We start from the raw sequence: 16,391 nt of genomic DNA, 5'->3' as shown, positions 1-16,391 counted from the left end.
TCGAGCAGGGTGCCACCGGTATCGAACGTCAGCGCCTTGATGCCAGCCAGGTTCATGGGATCAGCACCGTAGCGCCCCGGGTCGTGCCGGACTCGATGGCTTCATGCGCCTTGACCGCATCCTTGAGCGGGTACTCGTAGTTGACGTTCGCATCCAAAACCCCGTCGGCAATCGCCTTGAACAGTTCACGCGCGGCCCGCTCCAGGTCCGCGCGCTTGGCGACGTAGTGCATGATCGCTGGTCTGGTGATGAAGAGCGAGCCCCGGCGGCCGAGGTCCTGGATGATGTCCACCGGATCGGGCGGGCCGGAGACATGGCCATAGGCAGCGCATACGCCCATGGGCCGTAAGCTGTCGAGCGACTGCTGCAAGGTGTCCTTGCCGATGGCCTCGTAGACCACGGCGCAGCCCTCGCCGTCCGTGACCTCACGGACTACGTCGACGAAGCGCTGCTGCGACCGAACAACCGGGTGATCGCAGCCGGCCGCGCGGGCGACTTCGGCTTTCTCCCCGGTGCTGACGGTGCCCACGATGGTCGCACCGAGCGCCTTGGCCCACTGGCAAAGGATCAGCCCCATTCCACCCGCTGCCGCATGGACCAGGATGGTGTCGCCCGGTTGCACGGCATATGTCCGATGCAGGAGATACTGCGCGGTAATCCCCTTCAGCAGCAGCGCTGCCACTTCGCGGTCACCGATCCCGTCGGGTAAGTGCAGGAGCTGGTCGGCCGGATAGTTGCGGATCTCCGAGTAACTGCCCAGCGGCGGGATGCAATAGGCCGCGCGATCGCCGTTACGGAACTCCGTGACACCTGGGCCCACGCTTTCGACGATTCCAACCTCTTCGAACCCGATCACCATCGGGCAGGGCGGCACCGGCCAGGGATGCGAAATGCCGGCGCGATGATAAGTGTCTGCGAAGTTCAGGCCGATCGCCGTATGCCGTAGCTGTACCTCGCCAGCGCCGGGACCGGGCACCGGCCAGTCCTCCCACCGCATTACGGTGGGAGGCCCAAGTTTGTGGATTACTTGTGCTTTGGACATTTCATCTCCGCGCTTAACCGGCTCCGCAGGGTCCGCTTGACCTTTGCCGGGGAATAGGGCTGATGGCGGTTCAGAACGAACATCTTGCCAATGTGCACCATGGTGCGACGGTGTAGCCGTGTCAGACCAGACGTGTCCACTGTTCGTGGGCGACGGAGCAATCAGGCGATCGGCTCAAGCATTCCCCGTCGTCCCGAGTGCAGTGAGGCCAGTCGTGTTGTTCACAGATATACTTAGGTGTCCGTACTTTATGAGGAGAAGCTAACGCCGTTCTGACCTTGGGGAGAGCGGATTCTCTCGGCGTAGTGATTGGCATCAACGACTGCGGCTGGCCGGGCCGGTTACACACGATTTGGCTTGGTGAAGGTGAGTGACTATTGGGAATGTGATCGCAACCGATTGGGAATCTGACACGCACGGAAGTGCAGGTCACCACGTAGCCCACTCGGCGCGACAGCACAGTGGGAACTGATGGAAGGCCGGCTCGGGTCACGACGCCTACTCGCCTGACGGAGACACGGATTCTTGTTTGGGCCACGGTACCGCATGAACCCATTCGCCCTATTTCGTCAAGTCTTGGCACCACGTTTCATCGTCCCTGCCCAAGGCCACGTTTCCCCGCCAACGAGCCAGCACCCCTGATCATTCGTCGCCTAGAGGCCCTCCATGACGCATGACTACGTCACCAAGATCCTGAGGGCACGTGTCTACGACGCGGCCCGTGAGACGCCGCTCGAGTTGGCCCCCAAGCTGTCGTCCAAGCTCAGGAGCGAGGTGTGGCTCAAGCGCGAGGATCTCCAACCGGTCTTCTCCTTCAAGGTCCGGGGTGCCCACAACAAACTCGCGTCCCTGACTGCGGATGAACGGGCGCAAGGGGTCATCGCTGCGTCAGCCGGGAATCATGCGCAGGGCGTCGCACTGGCTGCGCGCAAGCTCGGCATTCGCGCGCTCATCGTCATGCCGAAGACCGCTCCGCGCATCAAGGTGGAAGCGGTGGAGAGGCTCGGCGCCGAAGTACTGCTCGCCGGCGAATCGTATGACAACGCCAGGGAACGGGCGGAAGTCCTGGCGACTGAGCGCGGGATGATCCTCGTATCCCCGTTCGACGACGAGCACATCATTGCCGGTCAGGGCACGGTGGGAATGGAGATCGTCCGCCAACAGGGCGATCCATTCGACGCGATCTTCGTCGAGGTGGGAGGCGGCGGACTGATCGCCGGCATCTCCGCCTACATCAAGTCGCTATGGCCGGAGACGCGTGTCATCGGCGTTGAGCCGCATGATTCTCCCACGCTGCATGCGGCCCTCGCGGCCGGCGAGCGGGTGGTCCTGGAGCGTGTCGGCATCTTTGCCGACGGCGTGGCGGTGAAGCAGGTGGGAGAGGAGCCCTTCCGGGTTGCGCGCGAATGCGTCGACGAGGTCGTGCTGGTCTCCACCGATGAGATTTGCGCAGCAATCAGGGACATCTTCGAGGACACCCGCGCGATTGCCGAACCGGCCGGCGCGCTCGCCGTGGCTGGACTGAAACGGTACGTCGAACGTGAGGGCGTGAACGGCGGCCGTTTCGCGGCGATCGTGAGCGGCGCGAACGTGAACTTCGACCGCCTGCGCCACATTGCCCAGCGAGCCGAGCTTGGCGAGAACCGCGAACGGCTGCTGGCGGTGACCATCCCGGAGCATCCGGGAAGCCTGCTCAGGTTCTGCGAGCAGATCGGCGACCGTTCGATCACCGAGTTCAATTACCGGTACGTCGGCGGAACGAACGCACACATCTTCGTGGGCCTGGAGGTCAGCGATTCGGCCGCCGACAAGCGGGCTCTCGTCGATGGCTTGGAGGGCAACGGCTACCCGGTTCTCGATCTGACCGACAACGAGATGGCCAAGGTCCACGTGCGCTACATGGTGGGCGGGCACGGACCCGGGGAGCTCGACGAAGTGCTGTACCGCTTCAACTTCCCGGAGCGTCCGGGCGCGCTGTTGCTCTTCCTGAGCCGGATGGGCGCCAAGCCGTGGAACATCACCATGTTCCACTACCGCAACCACGGTGCGGCCTTCGGACGGGTTCTGATCGGCCTCCAGGTGCCGTCTGCCGAACGCGCCGATTTCCAGTCGTTTCTGAAAGAGGTGGGATACGAGTACCGGGAGGAGACAGAGAATCCAGCGTACCGGATGTTTCTGCGGTGAGTGGGACAGGTGGACGACTTGACCGGTCAGTCTCGGCTGACGCCCTCCCGACCCTGAGTCGGCGAGGTCCACTTAGCGACAGAACAGACGTCACGAATTTCGGCTTCGAGCCCCGCAAGGCGACCGGCGGTCTGTTCAGGATCTCGCGTCAGTGAACTTCCTGGTCTGGGCCGATGCGGGTGGGCCCGGCCTGCCTTTCTGAAGCAAGCTAGGGCGCACCCCTTCGCGTCATGCGACAGGGGCCAGCGAAGCTAGCCCCTGCCGTCCTCCACGGCCTCCACGAAGGCGCCGATCAAGTTGTCCGATGCGGTGATGATGTGCTCAGGGCCGGGGAAGCGGCCCTCGCGGACGTCCGCAACGAACTCTTGGAAGCCGGCCACCCGCTCCACCTGCATTTCCTCCTTCATCTTGTAGAGGTGACGATACTGCTTCGAGTGCCGGGGATAGGGCGGGGGATTGTTGCCAAGGATGTCTTCGGCGAACAGGAACTGGATGTCGCCGCCGCTGCCCGCGCCGATCGACGAGGTGAGGAGCTTGGTGCGCTTGCTGATCTCGACCAGGAGTTCGGCGGGAATCACCTCGACCTCGACTGCGTAGGCGCCGGCGTTCTCAAGGGCCTTGATTTCCTGGTAAACCCACATCGCCTCGTCGAGGGTCTTGCCGACCGCTCGGAGGCCTCCGGTCCAGGTGCTTTTCCGCGGAACGAGACCCGCGTGCCCCTGGATCGGAATGCCGGCGTCGGCCGCTGCCGCTACGAAACTGGGACTCCATTGGCACATGATCGCGTCGGCCCCGATCGCCATCGCTTGGTAGCCGAGGCGCACTGCCTCCGTCTCGCTGGCTGCGGCGACCAGGGGAACGGAGAACGCCATGAACGTGTTGGGCGCCGCCTGCCGGATCGCTGCCGCGAGATCGGGTTGCCCCGGGTCAAAACGCACCTTCATGGTGTCGACGCCCGCCTCCTCGGCGGCCGCCGCTTCCTCCGGGGAGAAAGGCAGCGTCTCGACGAGCACACACTTTCCCTTCTGGTCGCGGAGATCCCTGACGGTGTAGTTGCGGGTCCCGTACGCACCGCCCAGCGTCATTACCCGTTTCAGACCCCGTTCTGCTGCATCTCTTGGCGGAATGCCTCCATCTCCGGTCGCGTGACTCGCCATGGCTCCGGTCCTTTGCGATTTCTGTGACGCGGACAGTACCAACTTGCCGCATCCCGTTCACCCGCAGCATGCTGAAGGGCAGATCGTCCGGCGCGAGTTCCTCGGTATCGCCATTGGCCGATACGCCGGCACGCACGCCACCAGTAGTCGGAGCTACAACGCCCGGAACTCGATCAGGGAACGCACAGATCGTCAGAAGGAAAAATCTACGGAATGCGTTGTTCTCTTTCGCAATACAATGAATCGGTACGGCCTGCCCTACGCAGTGGCATCCCTCACCGCACGAGAGGACTGATCACGATGTACTTGTCCTTGGTAGTTCTGGCGGGCGTCACAGCGCTCTACGCGGGGTACAATCTTCTCGTCAAGGTCTCGAGCGGGTACGTCCCCGACACCGCGACCACACCGATTCTTGCCACCATTTCCCTCCAGGCGGCGGCGCTCGCGGTGTCGCTGGCATTCGCCACGGGGCTAGTGGTGCATGGGGGCCATGTTCTCGGCGTCTCACGGACTGCCGTTCTTTGGGCGGTGGCAGCAGGGCTCTGCATCGGTGCCGCGGAGATCGGCTACTTCTACCTCTTTCGGGGGTTCGGTGGCGGCGAGCCAATGGAGGCCAACGTCGCGATACCGGTCATCGTGAGCGGTGCGATCGTTTTGACCGTAATTCTGTCCTGGCTGGTACTCCGCGAACCCTTTACCTGGGCGAGGCTCCTTGGTGCCGTCCTCGTCGCAGGCGGCGTCGTGGTCCTGTTCGCGGATTCCGCCAGAACTGCGTCAGGGCCGTAACCGCTCCAATCAGAAATTTCCCAACACGGCGCCCCTCGGCCGATCACGTCCAGCCTATGCCTGCCGGGACGCGGCCGGCCCGACTGGCGCGAACGATGCGAATGCATATCCGTGGAGCACTTGTCGCCGCGATGCGACCGCGTCCCGACCCAGAATCCGCGGTCTCGGGCGGGATACCCGGAGGCCCGCACCAGTCTATTCCACAGGCGGAAGCGTGCAGATGGCTTCGTAGGGGTGGCGCGTGGTGATCAATCCGTTGTAGGCGAAGATGTCGAGCGTGGCTTTGTACGCCGCGCGCGTGATCTCGATGTGTGGCGTCCAGCAGCCGAGGGCCTGATAGGTGCGGATGCACCGCGCCAGCACCGCTTCGTCGATTGCAGGGAAGTAGGGTTTCTCCGCCGCTGCAATCTCCTCGGCGGGCGCAGAGTGAATGTAGGCACGCGTCTTGCGGTAGGCACGGAGAAACGCCGCTGCCATGTCCGTTTCGAGCCACGCGGGAAGGGCCGCGAGGCTGGAAAAGCCGCACGTTCCGATGATGGGCCCGACCTGGGCTACCACGTGCCCGACGCCATCTGCCTCGAGCTGTTGGGGGAAGGGGCCCTGCTGTTGCACGTAGGTGCCCTGGCCCTTCCGGAAAGCGGCGTCGACGGCATCGGCGCCGCCAGGGTGGATCGCGTTGATGCGGGAATAGTCGACGCCCGCCCGATGGCATGCGTACTTGAACATCGCGAGCGGCTGGCCACCCCCGAACAGGACCGCGTCCACTCCCTCGAGTTGCCGCCACGAGAAATCGGGGTCCGGTTCGCGTGCGGTGAGGAAGAACCCGTCCATCTCGTTCACCTGGGCGAAGTGGGTGACGGTTGGCGTCTCGCCCCGCTCGAGCGGACCGAAGCCCTGGCTCAGCGCGGACTGGACCACGTGGGCGGAGCCGTCCTCCAATGCGGCGATCGCGCTCACCCCGGGCGGAGAGACCGACCATTCCGGGTCGAGCCCCTCTTCGCGAAGGAAACCGCCGGCCATCGTCGCGATGAGCGGCGAATAGAAGGCTGAGAACAACGTGAACTGGATGTTGATACGGGACATGCAGATGACTTCCGGGGAGTGGCTTGGTCTACGTCGACGGGGAGGGGCGCCAGGCTGCCGGAACGGCGCCATGCCCCGGGATCATACCGCTCGCGCCCCATGCCCTAGGCCATTGACGTTGGCGGAATGGTCTCCTCGAGATGACTCGCCTGCGGAGCAGGCTGGCTCGAATTTCAGCATTCAATCGGAGGTGGCCAAAAGGCGAGGGCTAAAACCAGTTCCTGTCCCGCAGGTCAGCAGTGAAGGTGCGGCTTACCGGGACCTCGGTTCCGTCCACAAGGTGGAGCACGATCCGCCCGTTTCGGCGTCCGATCCGCTCGAGGGCTGCGCGCGCGACCCAGTGAGAGCGATGCACCTGCGCCCCGTCCAGGTCCTCGACTTCGCGCAGCGCGTCCCGGAACCGCATGAGGAGGAGGTCGCTGCCCTGGTCGGTATGGACCTCCAGGTAGTGATCCTGCATGTGAAGGTGCAGCAGGTTCTGCCCGAGCCGTGCGGGGATGCGCTTCAGGAAGGCGTTGCCCGGTATTCCAGCATCCGGTGGCCGAAGCGACACGTCCTTGTGCGGTTCTTCTCGGCGCGGCCGGGCGAGTGGCCACGTGACAACGAAGGTCACGACGAGGTGGATCCCGATGACCTGGGAGTACAGGGACGTGAGTCCGGCTAGGCCGGTAGTCCGGAAGTCCAAGAAATTCGCCACCAGCAGCCATATCACGGCGGTTCCCGGTATCGCCGCTACCGCGCTGCCCCCCGCAACCACTGTTGCCCACGTGAGCGTTCCCCGTCGCTCGAATGCCAGCACCGCGCCGAAGCCGACAGCCAGTCCGAAAATCCAGTTCACGGCCATCGCGACGGACCAGAACACGGTCCGCTCCGGTAACGCGAGGCGTCCCCAGGTATCGAATGGTCCGAGGTAGGTGAGGACCGCGATTGCAGCGGCGAGTCCGAGAGCTTGGTACTCGAAGGGACGCCGCGCGTGCACTTCGCGAAACGCGAATAGCGCTGCGTGTTGCATTCGCGAAAAAGTAGTTCGTTTCACGAATTTTCGCTTGTCAGAGCCGACGGTGCTCCGGACGATTTTCGACGCGGCACGCGTCAGACGCGAATGCCGTCACATCGATCATCACACTTTTTCGGAGGACACGCCATGCCCGGTTCACTCATCGCAGTCACGGCAACCGCGGGTCTCGTGACCCTGGCAGGTCTCGTCGCTTTGCCTGCCGCCGCCGCCGATCTCGCCGTCGAAGTCCAGGGTGTCCGGTCCGATACCGGCCACCTGTTCGTGGCCGTCCAAACGCTGCAGGCGGCTGACGAGTTTCCGTATGCGGAAGAACTATTCGCAGGCACACACCAGCAGACCCATGAAGGGGCCATGCGGTTCGCATTCCGCGACCTGCCGCCCGGGCGATACGCCGTGAGTGTATTTCACGACGAGAACGGCAATGGAGAGATCGACTTGGGTGCCGCCGGAATTCCCACGGAAGGGTACGGGTTCGCCAACAATCCCCCTTCGCAGTTCGGTCCCCCGAGTTTCGAAGAGGCCGCAGTGACTATCGGCGATGCATCGGCAAAGGTCGTGATCTTGATCGCATATTGAAGCGGGAGCGGCTTGGCGATTCCACCGCGCGTTGTATCGTCAACCCCGCCGTTGCTCAGCGTTGATTCGGTCGGCAATGGCGATAATTCGATGCATCTCGCGGAGAACCGGTTTCTCGATGAGCTTGCCGTCGATCACCACCAGTCCGGTGTCCGCCGCCCGAAACTCGGCGATGATGCGACGGGCCCGAGCGATTTGGTCTGCCGACGGCGTGAAGACCTCGTTGAGCGCCGCGATCTGCTTGGGGTGCACCGCTCCCTTGCCGGAGAACCCCAGGTCCCGTGCCTGGATGGCCGCATGCTCCATGCCGTCCGGATCTTCCAGATCCAGGTACGGGACGTCGATCGCGTCCAACCCGGCGCTGGCGGCGGCATGCACCACGCGCGAGCGGGCGTAGAGCAGCGGCTCCCATTCATTGCGGCAGCCGAGTTCCGCGGCCATGTCGACACCGCCGAAGAACATCGCGTCAATCCGCGCGCTGCAGTTCGCGATGTCAAAGGCGGCCTCCAGCCCCGCGTTGGTCTCGATGATCACATGCAGTCGGGTGTCATGGCCTCGCTCGGTCAACAGGTCGTCGAGCAGCACGACTTCGTCCAGTGTCTGAACCTTGGGCATCATCAGGGCGGGCGGGGGTGTGTCAGTGCCCAGGACCGCCTGCACGTCGGCAATGCCGAATTGCTCGCGGAGCGAATTGATACGCACGATGCGCTCGATCCCGTCCTCCACCTGCGGGCTCTCGAAGAGCTTCATCGCTGACGTCCGCGCGGCCGGTTTGTCCCTAGGCGCGATCCCGTCCTCGAGTTCGACGCAAACCATGTCGGCCCCGCTGGCCAGGGCCTTCGGGAACATTTCCGGCCGCAAGCCCGGCGTAAAGATGAACGACCGGCGGGGGCGAACGTTGCGTGCAGACATCTAGAAGCCTTCTGGTGGAGTAGTCCGACCAGCAGGCCGCTCAAGCAACGCGGCTAGCCGAGAGCGGACGCGATGGGTACTACTTTGCCACGGCGAACTCGCCGGTAGACGGGTTCATCGTCCAGAGCTCCCCTTCAGCGATGTCGAACCAGGCGCCATGCAGGCTGAGTTCGCGTCGGTCTTCCAGGTTCGCGATGTACGGAAACGATCGAAGATTCGTGATCGAGTTGCGGACCGAAGCGCGCTCGAGAACGGTCTGCAGTTCCTCTTCACTCGACCGGTCGGGGCTCCGCAGCCTGCCCACGATCGGCCGGAGCTGGCTCATCCATTTGCCGATGAAATCATCCGGCGAAAGCGGCGCCCCCGACGGTTGCAACGCTGCGCGGATCCCGCCACAGCCTCCGTGGCCGAGGACTACGATGTGCCTGACGTGCAGGCTCTGGACGGCGAATTCGAGCGCCGCCGAGGTGCCGTGGTAGGCACCGTCGGATTCGTAGGGCGGCACCAGGTTGGCGACGTTTCGGACAACGAACAACTCGCCTGGCTCGGTTTGGAAGATCGTCTCCGGTGCGGTACGGGAGTCACAGCAGGCAATGACCATGACGGCTGGCGTCTGTCCGTGCTGGGCCAGCGATCGGTAGAGGGACTGGTCCTTGGCAAACCGTTCCGCCTTGAATCGATCGAAGCCATCGAGAAGTGAAGTCGGAAATTCAGTCATCGTTATCGGGCGTCGGTGTTCATTGCGCAGGCGTGCGTGATCCGTTGCGGCTCAGCAGGCTGGGCGAGCATAGGCTGACCTGTCGCATGCAGCACTGCAGGCCGCAACACATCGCCGTCACTGCATCCGCTGGGCGACTGCTTGGGCGCGCAGCGCGAGTTCCATGACCTTGAAGCAGTGCCGCTGGGACATTGCGGTGGCAGTCCGCTCATGGACGTCGCGAACAAGGGCCTCGTAGTAGGGCAGAGGGGCGTCGCTGCACTCGACCCGCCGCATCCCGTCGTTGTCCACCAGGAACAGGTGATCAGCCCCGGGCGCGCCCGCGATGTCCACGTACTTCCGCAAGTCCATGTAGCCCCCGGTTCCGACCACCGTGAGACGGCCGTCGCCCCAGGTCGGGAGGCCGTCCGGCGTATACCAGTCCACCCGCGAAAAGCCGGTCGAGCGTTCCGCCCTCAACAGTACTTCCCCGTAGTCCTCGAACCCGGGGTAATCGGGATTCGTGCGATTTGCGACCGCCGCCGCAACCACGTCCGCGTCAGGCGCACCGGTCAGATGGAGAAACTGATCGATCTGGTGCGAGGCAATGTCACAGAGGATGCCTCCGGTGCGCGCGCGTTCAAAGAACCAGGGTGGGCGCAGTTGGCGGTTGATCCGGTGCGGTCCGAATCCCGTGAGGTGCACGACCTCGCCGATCGCGCCGGCCTGGATCAGCTCGTTGACCCTGGTCATCGCCCGGACCTCGAAGCGTTCCGAGTAGTTGACCGACCAGATGCGTCCGGTCTCGGTCTGGACCCGTTCGACCTCCCGCAGCTGGGCCAGCGATACCACGCCCGGCTTGTCCACCATCACGTCCTTGCCGTGCCGCATCGCCCGGACGGCGATGCCGGAACGCAGGTCGGGAATCGCAGCTGTTACGACGAGGTGGATGGTCGGGTCCTCGTACTGGCGGTCCGCATTCTCGAAGCGGGTCAGATCGGGGAAACGCCGGAGAAATCCTGCCAGCGGCTGGGGCTCTCCCTCGGTCCAGTAGCCCACACACTCGCAGTCAAGCTCCAGCAGACGGCCCACCTGGTGGTAGATGTGGCGATGATCCAGTCCGATCGCAGCAAATCGAAGTCGAGTCGCCATCGTGTCGCTCCCGGAGGGGCCACCCGCCGCTTCCGGCACGGAATCCGGCAGGCTTCCCTACCGTACCACGAGACGGGACATGTCTGGGATCGTCTCCCGGTGCTTTAAGCCGCGAGTGTTGCCCTGATGATGTCGTCACCCGGCACAGCACCGCGCGATCAGCCCGATCCCCGGACACGACTTCACTTGGTAGGGTGGGTTGGACGTATCTTGGGCGGCCGTTGGACGCTGGATGGCGGAGCTTCTTCGGGACCACCCTGAGGGTTTTCGGGGATGGTAACGGGCTCGAGACAGATCGCAGGGAGCGAGCAGGAGCAGCCACGGATGGGGTAGGCGCGATGCGAACCGAAACCGCTGAGAACTGGTATGCGGTACGAACGCTCAGCGATGCGATCATCCACATTCAGGAACCGCACATCCGGCCGTTTTACCGATGCAACATCTGGCTGGTGTGCGGCCGGGAGCGTGATCTTCTGATCGACTCGGGCTCAGGTCTGGTGAGCCTTTGCGAGCAGGTCGCGTCGGTGCGGAGCGGTCGGATTCTCGCAGTGGCCACGCACTGCCATTTTGACCATATCGGCTCGCACCACGAGTTCGGCAAGCGCGCCGTGCACGCGCGTGAAGCGCAGTACCTGGCGGAACCTGACAGGGAAGCGGTTCTGATCGAACCCGACGCCACCGTCGAGATGTTCAGCGCCCTTCCTCCGGGCGGATTCGACCAGGGCGAGTACGCGATCCTCCCGGCCCCGGCGACCCAGATTGTGGAGGATGGCGACATCCTTGATCTCGGTGACCGCCATCTGGAGGTCATCCACACGCCCGGACACTCGCCGGGGTCCATTGCTCTCTGGGAGGCGGCGACCGCGACGCTGTTCTCCGGCGACACTGTCTATGACGGGCCGCTCGTGACGGACACCTGGAACGCGAGTCTTGACGACTATGTGCGGAGCGTGGAGCGGCTGCAGGATCTGCCGGCTCGCGTCGTGCACGGTGGTCATTTTCCGAGCTTCGGAGGCGATCGATGCCGCTCGCTGCTTCGCGCCTTTCTGGCCAGGCATCGAGTCTGACCTGGTGGCGATGACGCAACTTCCCGGTTGCGGCAAGGGAGCGGGCTGCAGGGTTGGGAGCCGGTGAACGCCCCACCAGTGCCCGATACCGTGCAGAATTCGTTGGACCCGACTATTGATTGGGTTGCCCTAGGAAAGGGGCGCTTGAGGCATATGCTCACGCCGACGGTCAGGTCGGGTCGTTGGTCTGGCGATTCCCTTCCCGGGGCCCGGCGGCAAAGATAACGAGCCCGCTTCTCACCGGCTGGCGGATTGCACGGCTAAGGCCTTGCATACCTGTTCAAATTACCAACCAGCCGGTGGAAGCCCGGCAGAAAGGACAGTTCATGGCTGCCTACATCATCGGACGTATCGAAGTCACGGATCCTGAGGCGTACAAGGAATACATTGCAAAGGTGCCGGACACGGTGCAGCGGCACGGCGGCCGGTACCTGGTGCGTGGCGGCGCGAGCGAGGTTCTGGAGGGCTCCATGCCGGACCGCCGGACCGTTTGCCTGGAGTTTGCGGACCGCGCGGCTGCCCTCGGTTGGTACAACTCCCCCGAGTACCTTCCGCTCCGCGAACTGCGCCATTCGGCTTCAATCGGCGATTTGTTCGTCGTGGATGGCGTCTGAGGTCACTGCCTTGGCAGATTGCGGGCCCCGATAAACGAGAACGGGGCTCCCGGCGCCCCGTTTCGATCACAGCTCCATCGGACGCGGGCCGGCACGCGCCGGCCCGCTCCGGCGGCTCAAGCCGTCAGCTGCCGGAATTGGTGATGGCAATCCGCTGCGGCTTTTTCTCTTCCGGGATCTCGCGAACCAGGTTGACGTGGAGCAACCCGTCCTTGAGGTCGGCGCCGGTCACCCGTACATACTCGTCGAGTCGGAACCGACGCTCGAACTCTCGGGTCGCGATGCCGCGGTAGAGGTACTCGGGCTGAGCAGTTTCGGCGTCCTTTTTGCCCCGGACCGTGAGGGTGTGTTCCTTCACCCCGATCTCCAGGTCCTGCTCGCCGAACCCGGCCACCGCCATGGTGACCCGGTACTGATCCCGCGCAGTCTTCTCGATGTTGTACGGGGGATACGTGGGAACATCCCGCATGTCTTCAGCCATGCTCCCAAGTACGCGGTTGATCCGCTCGAAGCCGATGCCGGTCCGAAGCAGGGGTGCCAAGTCAAAAGCGTTCATCTTTGTTCTCCTATCGATGGGGCCATGAGGCGGCCCCCATCCCACCGAAGCCCGAAGCACTTCGGCTGAAATACAGGTGGTGATTCGCGAACAGAACTGCAAGGAGGCCCAGCGGCCGCCCCGGCTTCACGTGGCAGCGGGCGCCTCGACAACCGAAGCCGGGTAGAGATGCGAGGGCGATGAACCCACGGAATTCGCTCGGCTTTGCCGTACTAGGGAGTGCGGGTGCCAGAATGCCATCGGCCAAACAATGACGTTACGTTTGAGGAAGAAGAGTTCCTAATCATCAACTATTTACGGACGATATCTAGATAGATTCCAGACCATTATCCGGGCGACATCGAAGGCTTGATCGCAACGAAGCGGAGCCGGACGTAGTCGACGACCCAAGTGCCGTCGTGTCAGCGATGTATCGGCGCTGCGGCGGCATCTGCATTCGCCTTGATTTCGGACCGCGCCGATGCATCCAGTCCGGCGAGCAAGCTGTTGCCGACCGTGTCGATCCAGTCGCCAAGAGACGTCGGGAGTGGAGTCGGTCGTGCGAATCGTTCCACGGATGAAACCCGAAACCCGGTCGCTTGAAGGTCTGTCGTCCACGAATCCGGGTCGGGAAAACTCCAGGGATGGCGTTCCGCGAACACGATCCCCCGGGCAGCGAGCACGGGTGTGAGAATCCGGATCAGAGAGGCGACGTTGCCCTCGCCACCCAGCTCGCCGACAAACCTGCCACCGGGACGCAGGGCCCGGTACACGGCGCCGAGTGCCGGACGCGGGGCTAGAATCCAGTGGAAGACGGCATTGCTGATGGCGAAATCGAAAGTGCCGTCCTCAGCGAAGTTCTGGGCAGCGCAGACATGGGCCTCGATACCTCTGGATCGGGCGCCGCGGACCATGTCGGGAGCGGAATCAATCCTGACAACCTCGGTGCCCCGGGGCCCGAATGCGGCTGCTGAACGCTCCATCGCCGCCTCCGACATCCAGCACCCGCTGTTCCGGCGTCGGATCGAGCACATCGATCAGGTTGGCGGCCAGGTCGGCAACGAACCGCTCAATGCGCCCGTACTGATCCGCCTGCCAGCGATGCCGGCGGTGTGGCGTGGCGGCTTCCTCCGTGGGCGTCACGGATCCTGGGGGACTGATCTCCCGCCGCCCACCGCCTTGAACGTGTGCTCGGGTCCGGGGAACGTTCGCCCACGCACCTCCGCCGCGTATTGGGCGGCCGCAGCCGAGATTGCCGCCCCCAGTTCCGCATACCGCTTCACGAATCGGGGGGTGAATGCCGGGAACAGTCCGAGCGCGTCGTGAATCACGAGGATCTGCCCGTCGCAATGCGGCCCGGCGCCGATGCCGATCGTCGGGATTGGAACCGCTTCGGTAACCCGCTTTCCGGTATCAACGGGAACCGCCTCGACCACAACCGAGAAGGCACCGGCCGCCGCGACAGCTTCTGCGTCACGGATGACCGCGAGTGCGCTTTCCGGGGTGCGCCCCTGGGCGCGGAACCCACCCAAGGCCTGGATCCGCTGTGGCATCAGCCCGACGTGAGCCATCACCGGGATTCCACGGTCCACCAGGAAACGGACGATCGGCGCGACTTCCACGCCCCCTTCGAGCTTGACGGCCTGCGCGCCTGTCTCGGCGAGGATGCGAGAGGAACTCCGGAAAGCCTGCTCCTCGCTTCCCTCGTAGCTGCCGAAGGGCAGATCCACGACCACGAACGTTGAACGGGTCGACCTGACCACGGCCTGGCCGTGTGCGACCATCATGTCAAGCGTCACTGGCAACGTCGTGTCAAAACCGTAGATGGTCATTCCGAGGCTGTCGCCAACGAGAATCAGGTCCACGTGATCGTCGATCGCGCGGGCCATCTGCGCGGTGTAGCAAGTGAAGCAGGCGAGCGGTTCGCGGCCGCCCTTGGCGGCGCGGATATCGGTGGTGGTCGGTCGACGGGCCGGGGAATCGGTCATGGTGAGGACTTCCTCGGTGGCGTGATGAGGAGGCGGGATGGTAACGCCTGTACCCGCGAACGGAACGGCTAACTTGGCATGTCGGGCGGCGGTGCCGATTACCGGAGCAGGGATGCCCCACACGTGTCCGGCAATTCCGTCAGGTGTCCGGGCCGGAGAGCGAAGGCGATCCCTGGGAGCCGCCCCGTGGAGACAGAACAATCAAATATATGGCTTGATATCAAAATATTAAGGAAACAACCTAAAGCAACGCATAAGTTCCAATTGATCCATTTGCCGGGCTGCCCACGACCGAACTCAGGAGCCTTGCAGAGCTTTGGACGAAGTGGGATAGGGGATCCATCTCTGCGTTGCCGGCGTTTGTGGGTTGCCGCATTGGGCTCGGGTGAAGGGATCGCGGATACGCCAGCGACGCGAATCTCGGACGCGCAAGCAGGGCCGGACAACGACGAATTCTGCAGTTGACAATCATTCGCACTCAACGTAGTTTGTCGCTGAACGCGGGGGACCTCAGTTGTACGTCTGCTTGTGCAATTCGATTCGCTGCTCGGACGTCCGGAGCGCCGTCGGAGCCGGGGCCTCTACCCCGGGAGGCGTGTACCGGCACATGGGGTGCCGCCCGCAGTGCGGTCGATGCCGGGATACGATCGTCGACCTGCTGACTGCTCCTGATCCGCTCGGGGCCCAGCCCAGAGAAACCGCCGCGTTCGACAGAGACGCGCGCAGCTAACAGATAGAAAACGCGACGTCAGCCACGGGCGATGTACGGCATCGTGGTCGCCATCACGGTCATGAACTGCACGTTGGCGTCAAGCGGCAGATTCGCCATGTAGAGGACGGCGTCGGCCACGTGCTGGACGTCGAACCGGGGCTCCGCCCGCTTGGAGCCGTCGGGCTGCAACACGCCGTTGACCATCCCTGCCGTCATGTCGGTCGCGGCGTTCCCGATGTCGATCTGGCCGCAGGCGATGTTGAAGGCCCGACCGTCCAGGGAGGTTGACCGGGTAAGCCCGGTAACCGCATGTTTTGTCGCGGTATAGGGACTTGAGTTTGGCCGCGGGACGTAGGCCGAGATCGAGCCGTTGTTGATGATGCGGCCGCCCTGGGGGGACTGCTTCTTCATCATGGCGACGGCGGCACGCGTGCACAGGAACACGCCGTGCAAGTTCACGTCGACCACGGTCTTCCACTGCTCCCAGGTGAGCTCCTCGATCGGCACGGGCGGCGCTCCGGCCCCTGCGTTGTTGAAGACCACGTCGAGCCGGCCGAAACGTTCCTGGACGGCCGCAAACAGCTGGTCCACGGCCTCGGGACTGCCGACATCCGTGGTCACCGGAAGCGCCCGCGCGCCATCCGCGCCGGCGAGCTCCACGGTTTCGTCCAGCCGGTCGCGACGGCGCCCGGCGAGAGCGACCGAATGTCCGTTCTTCAGGAACGCGTGGGCAACGCTACGCCCGATTCCGGAACCGGCTCCGGTGACGAGTACGATCTTCTGATCCATGAGTGTTCGCTCCCGCGCTTCTGATCGGCCGATTGGTTCGAGCCGTGCACAGACTACAGGCAGCCGGAGCGTGCTACCA

18 protein-coding genes are annotated in these 16,391 nt (G+C 63.9%); 6 read left to right on the top strand and 12 right to left on the bottom strand.

Translation table 11 applies throughout. From position 1 onward, the window contains the following. Positions 1–52: 52 nt before the first annotated feature. Positions 53–1,042: a quinone oxidoreductase gene (locus OXH60_08390; GenBank protein MDE0712140.1), complete on the bottom strand. Its 990-nt coding sequence runs from the start codon at positions 1,040–1,042 to the stop codon at positions 53–55. A 666-nt stretch (positions 1,043–1,708) separates the two neighbouring features. On the opposite strand from OXH60_08390, the gene ilvA reads away from it, so the two are divergent. After that, positions 1,709–3,226, top strand: coding sequence for a threonine ammonia-lyase, biosynthetic (gene ilvA, locus OXH60_08385; GenBank protein ID MDE0712139.1), 1,518 nt, complete (start codon positions 1,709–1,711; stop codon positions 3,224–3,226). Positions 3,227–3,477: 251 nt separating this feature from the next. Here the strand turns inward: ilvA and OXH60_08380 are convergent, their stop codons facing one another. Further along, positions 3,478–4,311 carry a 3-methyl-2-oxobutanoate hydroxymethyltransferase gene (locus OXH60_08380; GenBank protein ID MDE0712138.1) on the bottom strand — a complete coding sequence of 278 codons (834 nt, stop codon included), beginning with the start codon at positions 4,309–4,311 and terminating at the stop codon, positions 3,478–3,480. 372 nt (positions 4,312–4,683) lie between these two features. Here OXH60_08380 and OXH60_08375 point away from each other — a divergent pair, with 372 nt between their 5' ends. After that, entirely contained in the window at positions 4,684–5,169 is a 486-nt protein-coding gene (locus OXH60_08375; GenBank protein ID MDE0712137.1) for a hypothetical protein, read from the top strand. 195 nt (positions 5,170–5,364) lie between these two features. Here OXH60_08375 and OXH60_08370 read toward each other — a convergent pair whose 3' ends face one another. Together OXH60_08370 and OXH60_08365 are read right to left on the bottom strand one after the other, a co-directional pair. Continuing rightward, on the bottom strand, positions 5,365–6,252 hold the full coding sequence (locus OXH60_08370; GenBank protein MDE0712136.1) for an ABC transporter substrate-binding protein: 888 nt from the start codon (positions 6,250–6,252) through the stop codon (positions 5,365–5,367). 208 nt (positions 6,253–6,460) lie between these two features. Then, positions 6,461–7,288 carry a LytTR family DNA-binding domain-containing protein gene (locus tag OXH60_08365; GenBank protein MDE0712135.1) on the bottom strand — a complete coding sequence of 276 codons (828 nt, stop codon included), beginning with the start codon at positions 7,286–7,288 and terminating at the stop codon, positions 6,461–6,463. A gap of 108 nt (positions 7,289–7,396) precedes the next feature. Between OXH60_08365 and OXH60_08360 the strand changes: the two genes are divergently transcribed. Continuing rightward, positions 7,397–7,846: a DUF2141 domain-containing protein gene (locus tag OXH60_08360; GenBank protein ID MDE0712134.1), complete on the top strand. Its 450-nt coding sequence runs from the start codon at positions 7,397–7,399 to the stop codon at positions 7,844–7,846. 39 nt (positions 7,847–7,885) lie between these two features. Here the strand turns inward: OXH60_08360 and OXH60_08355 are convergent, their stop codons facing one another. The 3 genes from OXH60_08355 to OXH60_08345 all read right to left on the bottom strand — a co-directional run bounded on the left by OXH60_08355 (position 7,886) and on the right by OXH60_08345 (position 10,607). Further along, positions 7,886–8,758 (bottom strand): CoA ester lyase, encoded by an 873-nt coding sequence (locus OXH60_08355; protein ID MDE0712133.1) that lies wholly within the window; start codon positions 8,756–8,758, stop codon positions 7,886–7,888. Positions 8,759–8,837: 79 nt separating this feature from the next. Next, entirely contained in the window at positions 8,838–9,476 is a 639-nt protein-coding gene (locus OXH60_08350; protein ID MDE0712132.1) for a carbonic anhydrase, read from the bottom strand. Positions 9,477–9,593: 117 nt separating this feature from the next. After that, positions 9,594–10,607 carry a Gfo/Idh/MocA family oxidoreductase gene (locus tag OXH60_08345; protein ID MDE0712131.1) on the bottom strand — a complete coding sequence of 338 codons (1,014 nt, stop codon included), beginning with the start codon at positions 10,605–10,607 and terminating at the stop codon, positions 9,594–9,596. Positions 10,608–10,945: 338 nt separating this feature from the next. Here OXH60_08345 and OXH60_08340 point away from each other — a divergent pair, with 338 nt between their 5' ends. Next, on the top strand, positions 10,946–11,674 hold the full coding sequence (locus tag OXH60_08340) for an MBL fold metallo-hydrolase (protein ID MDE0712130.1): 729 nt from the start codon (positions 10,946–10,948) through the stop codon (positions 11,672–11,674). A 326-nt stretch (positions 11,675–12,000) separates the two neighbouring features. After that, positions 12,001–12,288 carry a DUF1330 domain-containing protein gene (locus OXH60_08335; protein MDE0712129.1) on the top strand — a complete coding sequence of 96 codons (288 nt, stop codon included), beginning with the start codon at positions 12,001–12,003 and terminating at the stop codon, positions 12,286–12,288. 124 nt (positions 12,289–12,412) lie between these two features. On the opposite strand, the gene OXH60_08330 is transcribed toward OXH60_08335, so the two are convergent. The 4 genes from OXH60_08330 to panB all read right to left on the bottom strand — a co-directional run bounded on the left by OXH60_08330 (position 12,413) and on the right by panB (position 14,811). Then, positions 12,413–12,844: an Hsp20 family protein gene (locus OXH60_08330; protein MDE0712128.1), complete on the bottom strand. Its 432-nt coding sequence runs from the start codon at positions 12,842–12,844 to the stop codon at positions 12,413–12,415. 401 nt (positions 12,845–13,245) lie between these two features. Further along, a complete protein-coding gene (locus OXH60_08325; protein MDE0712127.1) occupies positions 13,246–13,806 on the bottom strand; it encodes a class I SAM-dependent methyltransferase in 561 nt (186 codons plus the stop codon). After that, the gene (locus OXH60_08320) at positions 13,751–13,966 is read right to left on the bottom strand and encodes a hypothetical protein (GenBank protein MDE0712126.1); all 216 of its coding nucleotides are present in this window, start codon (positions 13,964–13,966) and stop codon (positions 13,751–13,753) included. The genes OXH60_08325 and OXH60_08320 overlap by 56 nt, the downstream gene beginning before the upstream one ends. Beyond that, complete coding sequence (gene panB, locus OXH60_08315) at positions 13,963–14,811, bottom strand: 3-methyl-2-oxobutanoate hydroxymethyltransferase (GenBank protein MDE0712125.1); 849 nt, start codon at positions 14,809–14,811, stop codon at positions 13,963–13,965. Before panB ends, OXH60_08320 begins: the two co-directional genes overlap by 4 nt. A gap of 526 nt (positions 14,812–15,337) precedes the next feature. On the opposite strand from panB, the gene OXH60_08310 reads away from it, so the two are divergent. After that, positions 15,338–15,541: a (2Fe-2S)-binding protein gene (locus tag OXH60_08310; GenBank protein ID MDE0712124.1), complete on the top strand. Its 204-nt coding sequence runs from the start codon at positions 15,338–15,340 to the stop codon at positions 15,539–15,541. Positions 15,542–15,559: 18 nt separating this feature from the next. On the opposite strand, the gene OXH60_08305 is transcribed toward OXH60_08310, so the two are convergent. After that, positions 15,560–16,312, bottom strand: coding sequence for an SDR family NAD(P)-dependent oxidoreductase (locus OXH60_08305; protein ID MDE0712123.1), 753 nt, complete (start codon positions 16,310–16,312; stop codon positions 15,560–15,562). Positions 16,313–16,391: the final 79 nt, after the last annotated feature.

The sequence above is a fragment of the Rhodospirillales bacterium genome (assembly GCA_028824295.1).
Lineage (GTDB): Bacteria > Pseudomonadota > Alphaproteobacteria > TMED109 > TMED109 > VXPW01.
Note: the sequence above shows the minus strand (reverse complement) of the source record. Positions and strands in the feature narration are given on the sequence as shown.

Excerpts from the sequence above, each read along its gene's own strand:
- OXH60_08390 (MDE0712140.1), bottom strand. The coding sequence starts at position 1,042 with ATGTCCAAAGCACAAGTAATCCACAAACTTGGGCCTCCCACCGTAATG.
- ilvA (MDE0712139.1), top strand. The coding sequence starts at position 1,709 with ATGACGCATGACTACGTCACCAAGATCCTGAGGGCACGTGTCTACGAC.
- OXH60_08380 (MDE0712138.1), bottom strand. The coding sequence starts at position 4,311 with ATGACGCTGGGCGGTGCGTACGGGACCCGCAACTACACCGTCAGGGAT.
- OXH60_08375 (MDE0712137.1), top strand. The coding sequence starts at position 4,684 with ATGTACTTGTCCTTGGTAGTTCTGGCGGGCGTCACAGCGCTCTACGCG.
- OXH60_08370 (MDE0712136.1), bottom strand. The coding sequence starts at position 6,252 with ATGTCCCGTATCAACATCCAGTTCACGTTGTTCTCAGCCTTCTATTCG.
- OXH60_08360 (MDE0712134.1), top strand. The coding sequence starts at position 7,397 with ATGCCCGGTTCACTCATCGCAGTCACGGCAACCGCGGGTCTCGTGACC.
- OXH60_08355 (MDE0712133.1), bottom strand. The coding sequence starts at position 8,758 with ATGTCTGCACGCAACGTTCGCCCCCGCCGGTCGTTCATCTTTACGCCG.
- OXH60_08350 (MDE0712132.1), bottom strand. The coding sequence starts at position 9,476 with ATGACTGAATTTCCGACTTCACTTCTCGATGGCTTCGATCGATTCAAG.
- OXH60_08345 (MDE0712131.1), bottom strand. The coding sequence starts at position 10,607 with ATGGCGACTCGACTTCGATTTGCTGCGATCGGACTGGATCATCGCCAC.
- OXH60_08340 (MDE0712130.1), top strand. The coding sequence starts at position 10,946 with ATGCGAACCGAAACCGCTGAGAACTGGTATGCGGTACGAACGCTCAGC.
- OXH60_08335 (MDE0712129.1), top strand. The coding sequence starts at position 12,001 with ATGGCTGCCTACATCATCGGACGTATCGAAGTCACGGATCCTGAGGCG.
- OXH60_08330 (MDE0712128.1), bottom strand. The coding sequence starts at position 12,844 with ATGAACGCTTTTGACTTGGCACCCCTGCTTCGGACCGGCATCGGCTTC.
- OXH60_08325 (MDE0712127.1), bottom strand. The coding sequence starts at position 13,806 with ATGGAGCGTTCAGCAGCCGCATTCGGGCCCCGGGGCACCGAGGTTGTC.
- panB (MDE0712125.1), bottom strand. The coding sequence starts at position 14,811 with ATGACCGATTCCCCGGCCCGTCGACCGACCACCACCGATATCCGCGCC.
- OXH60_08305 (MDE0712123.1), bottom strand. The coding sequence starts at position 16,312 with ATGGATCAGAAGATCGTACTCGTCACCGGAGCCGGTTCCGGAATCGGG.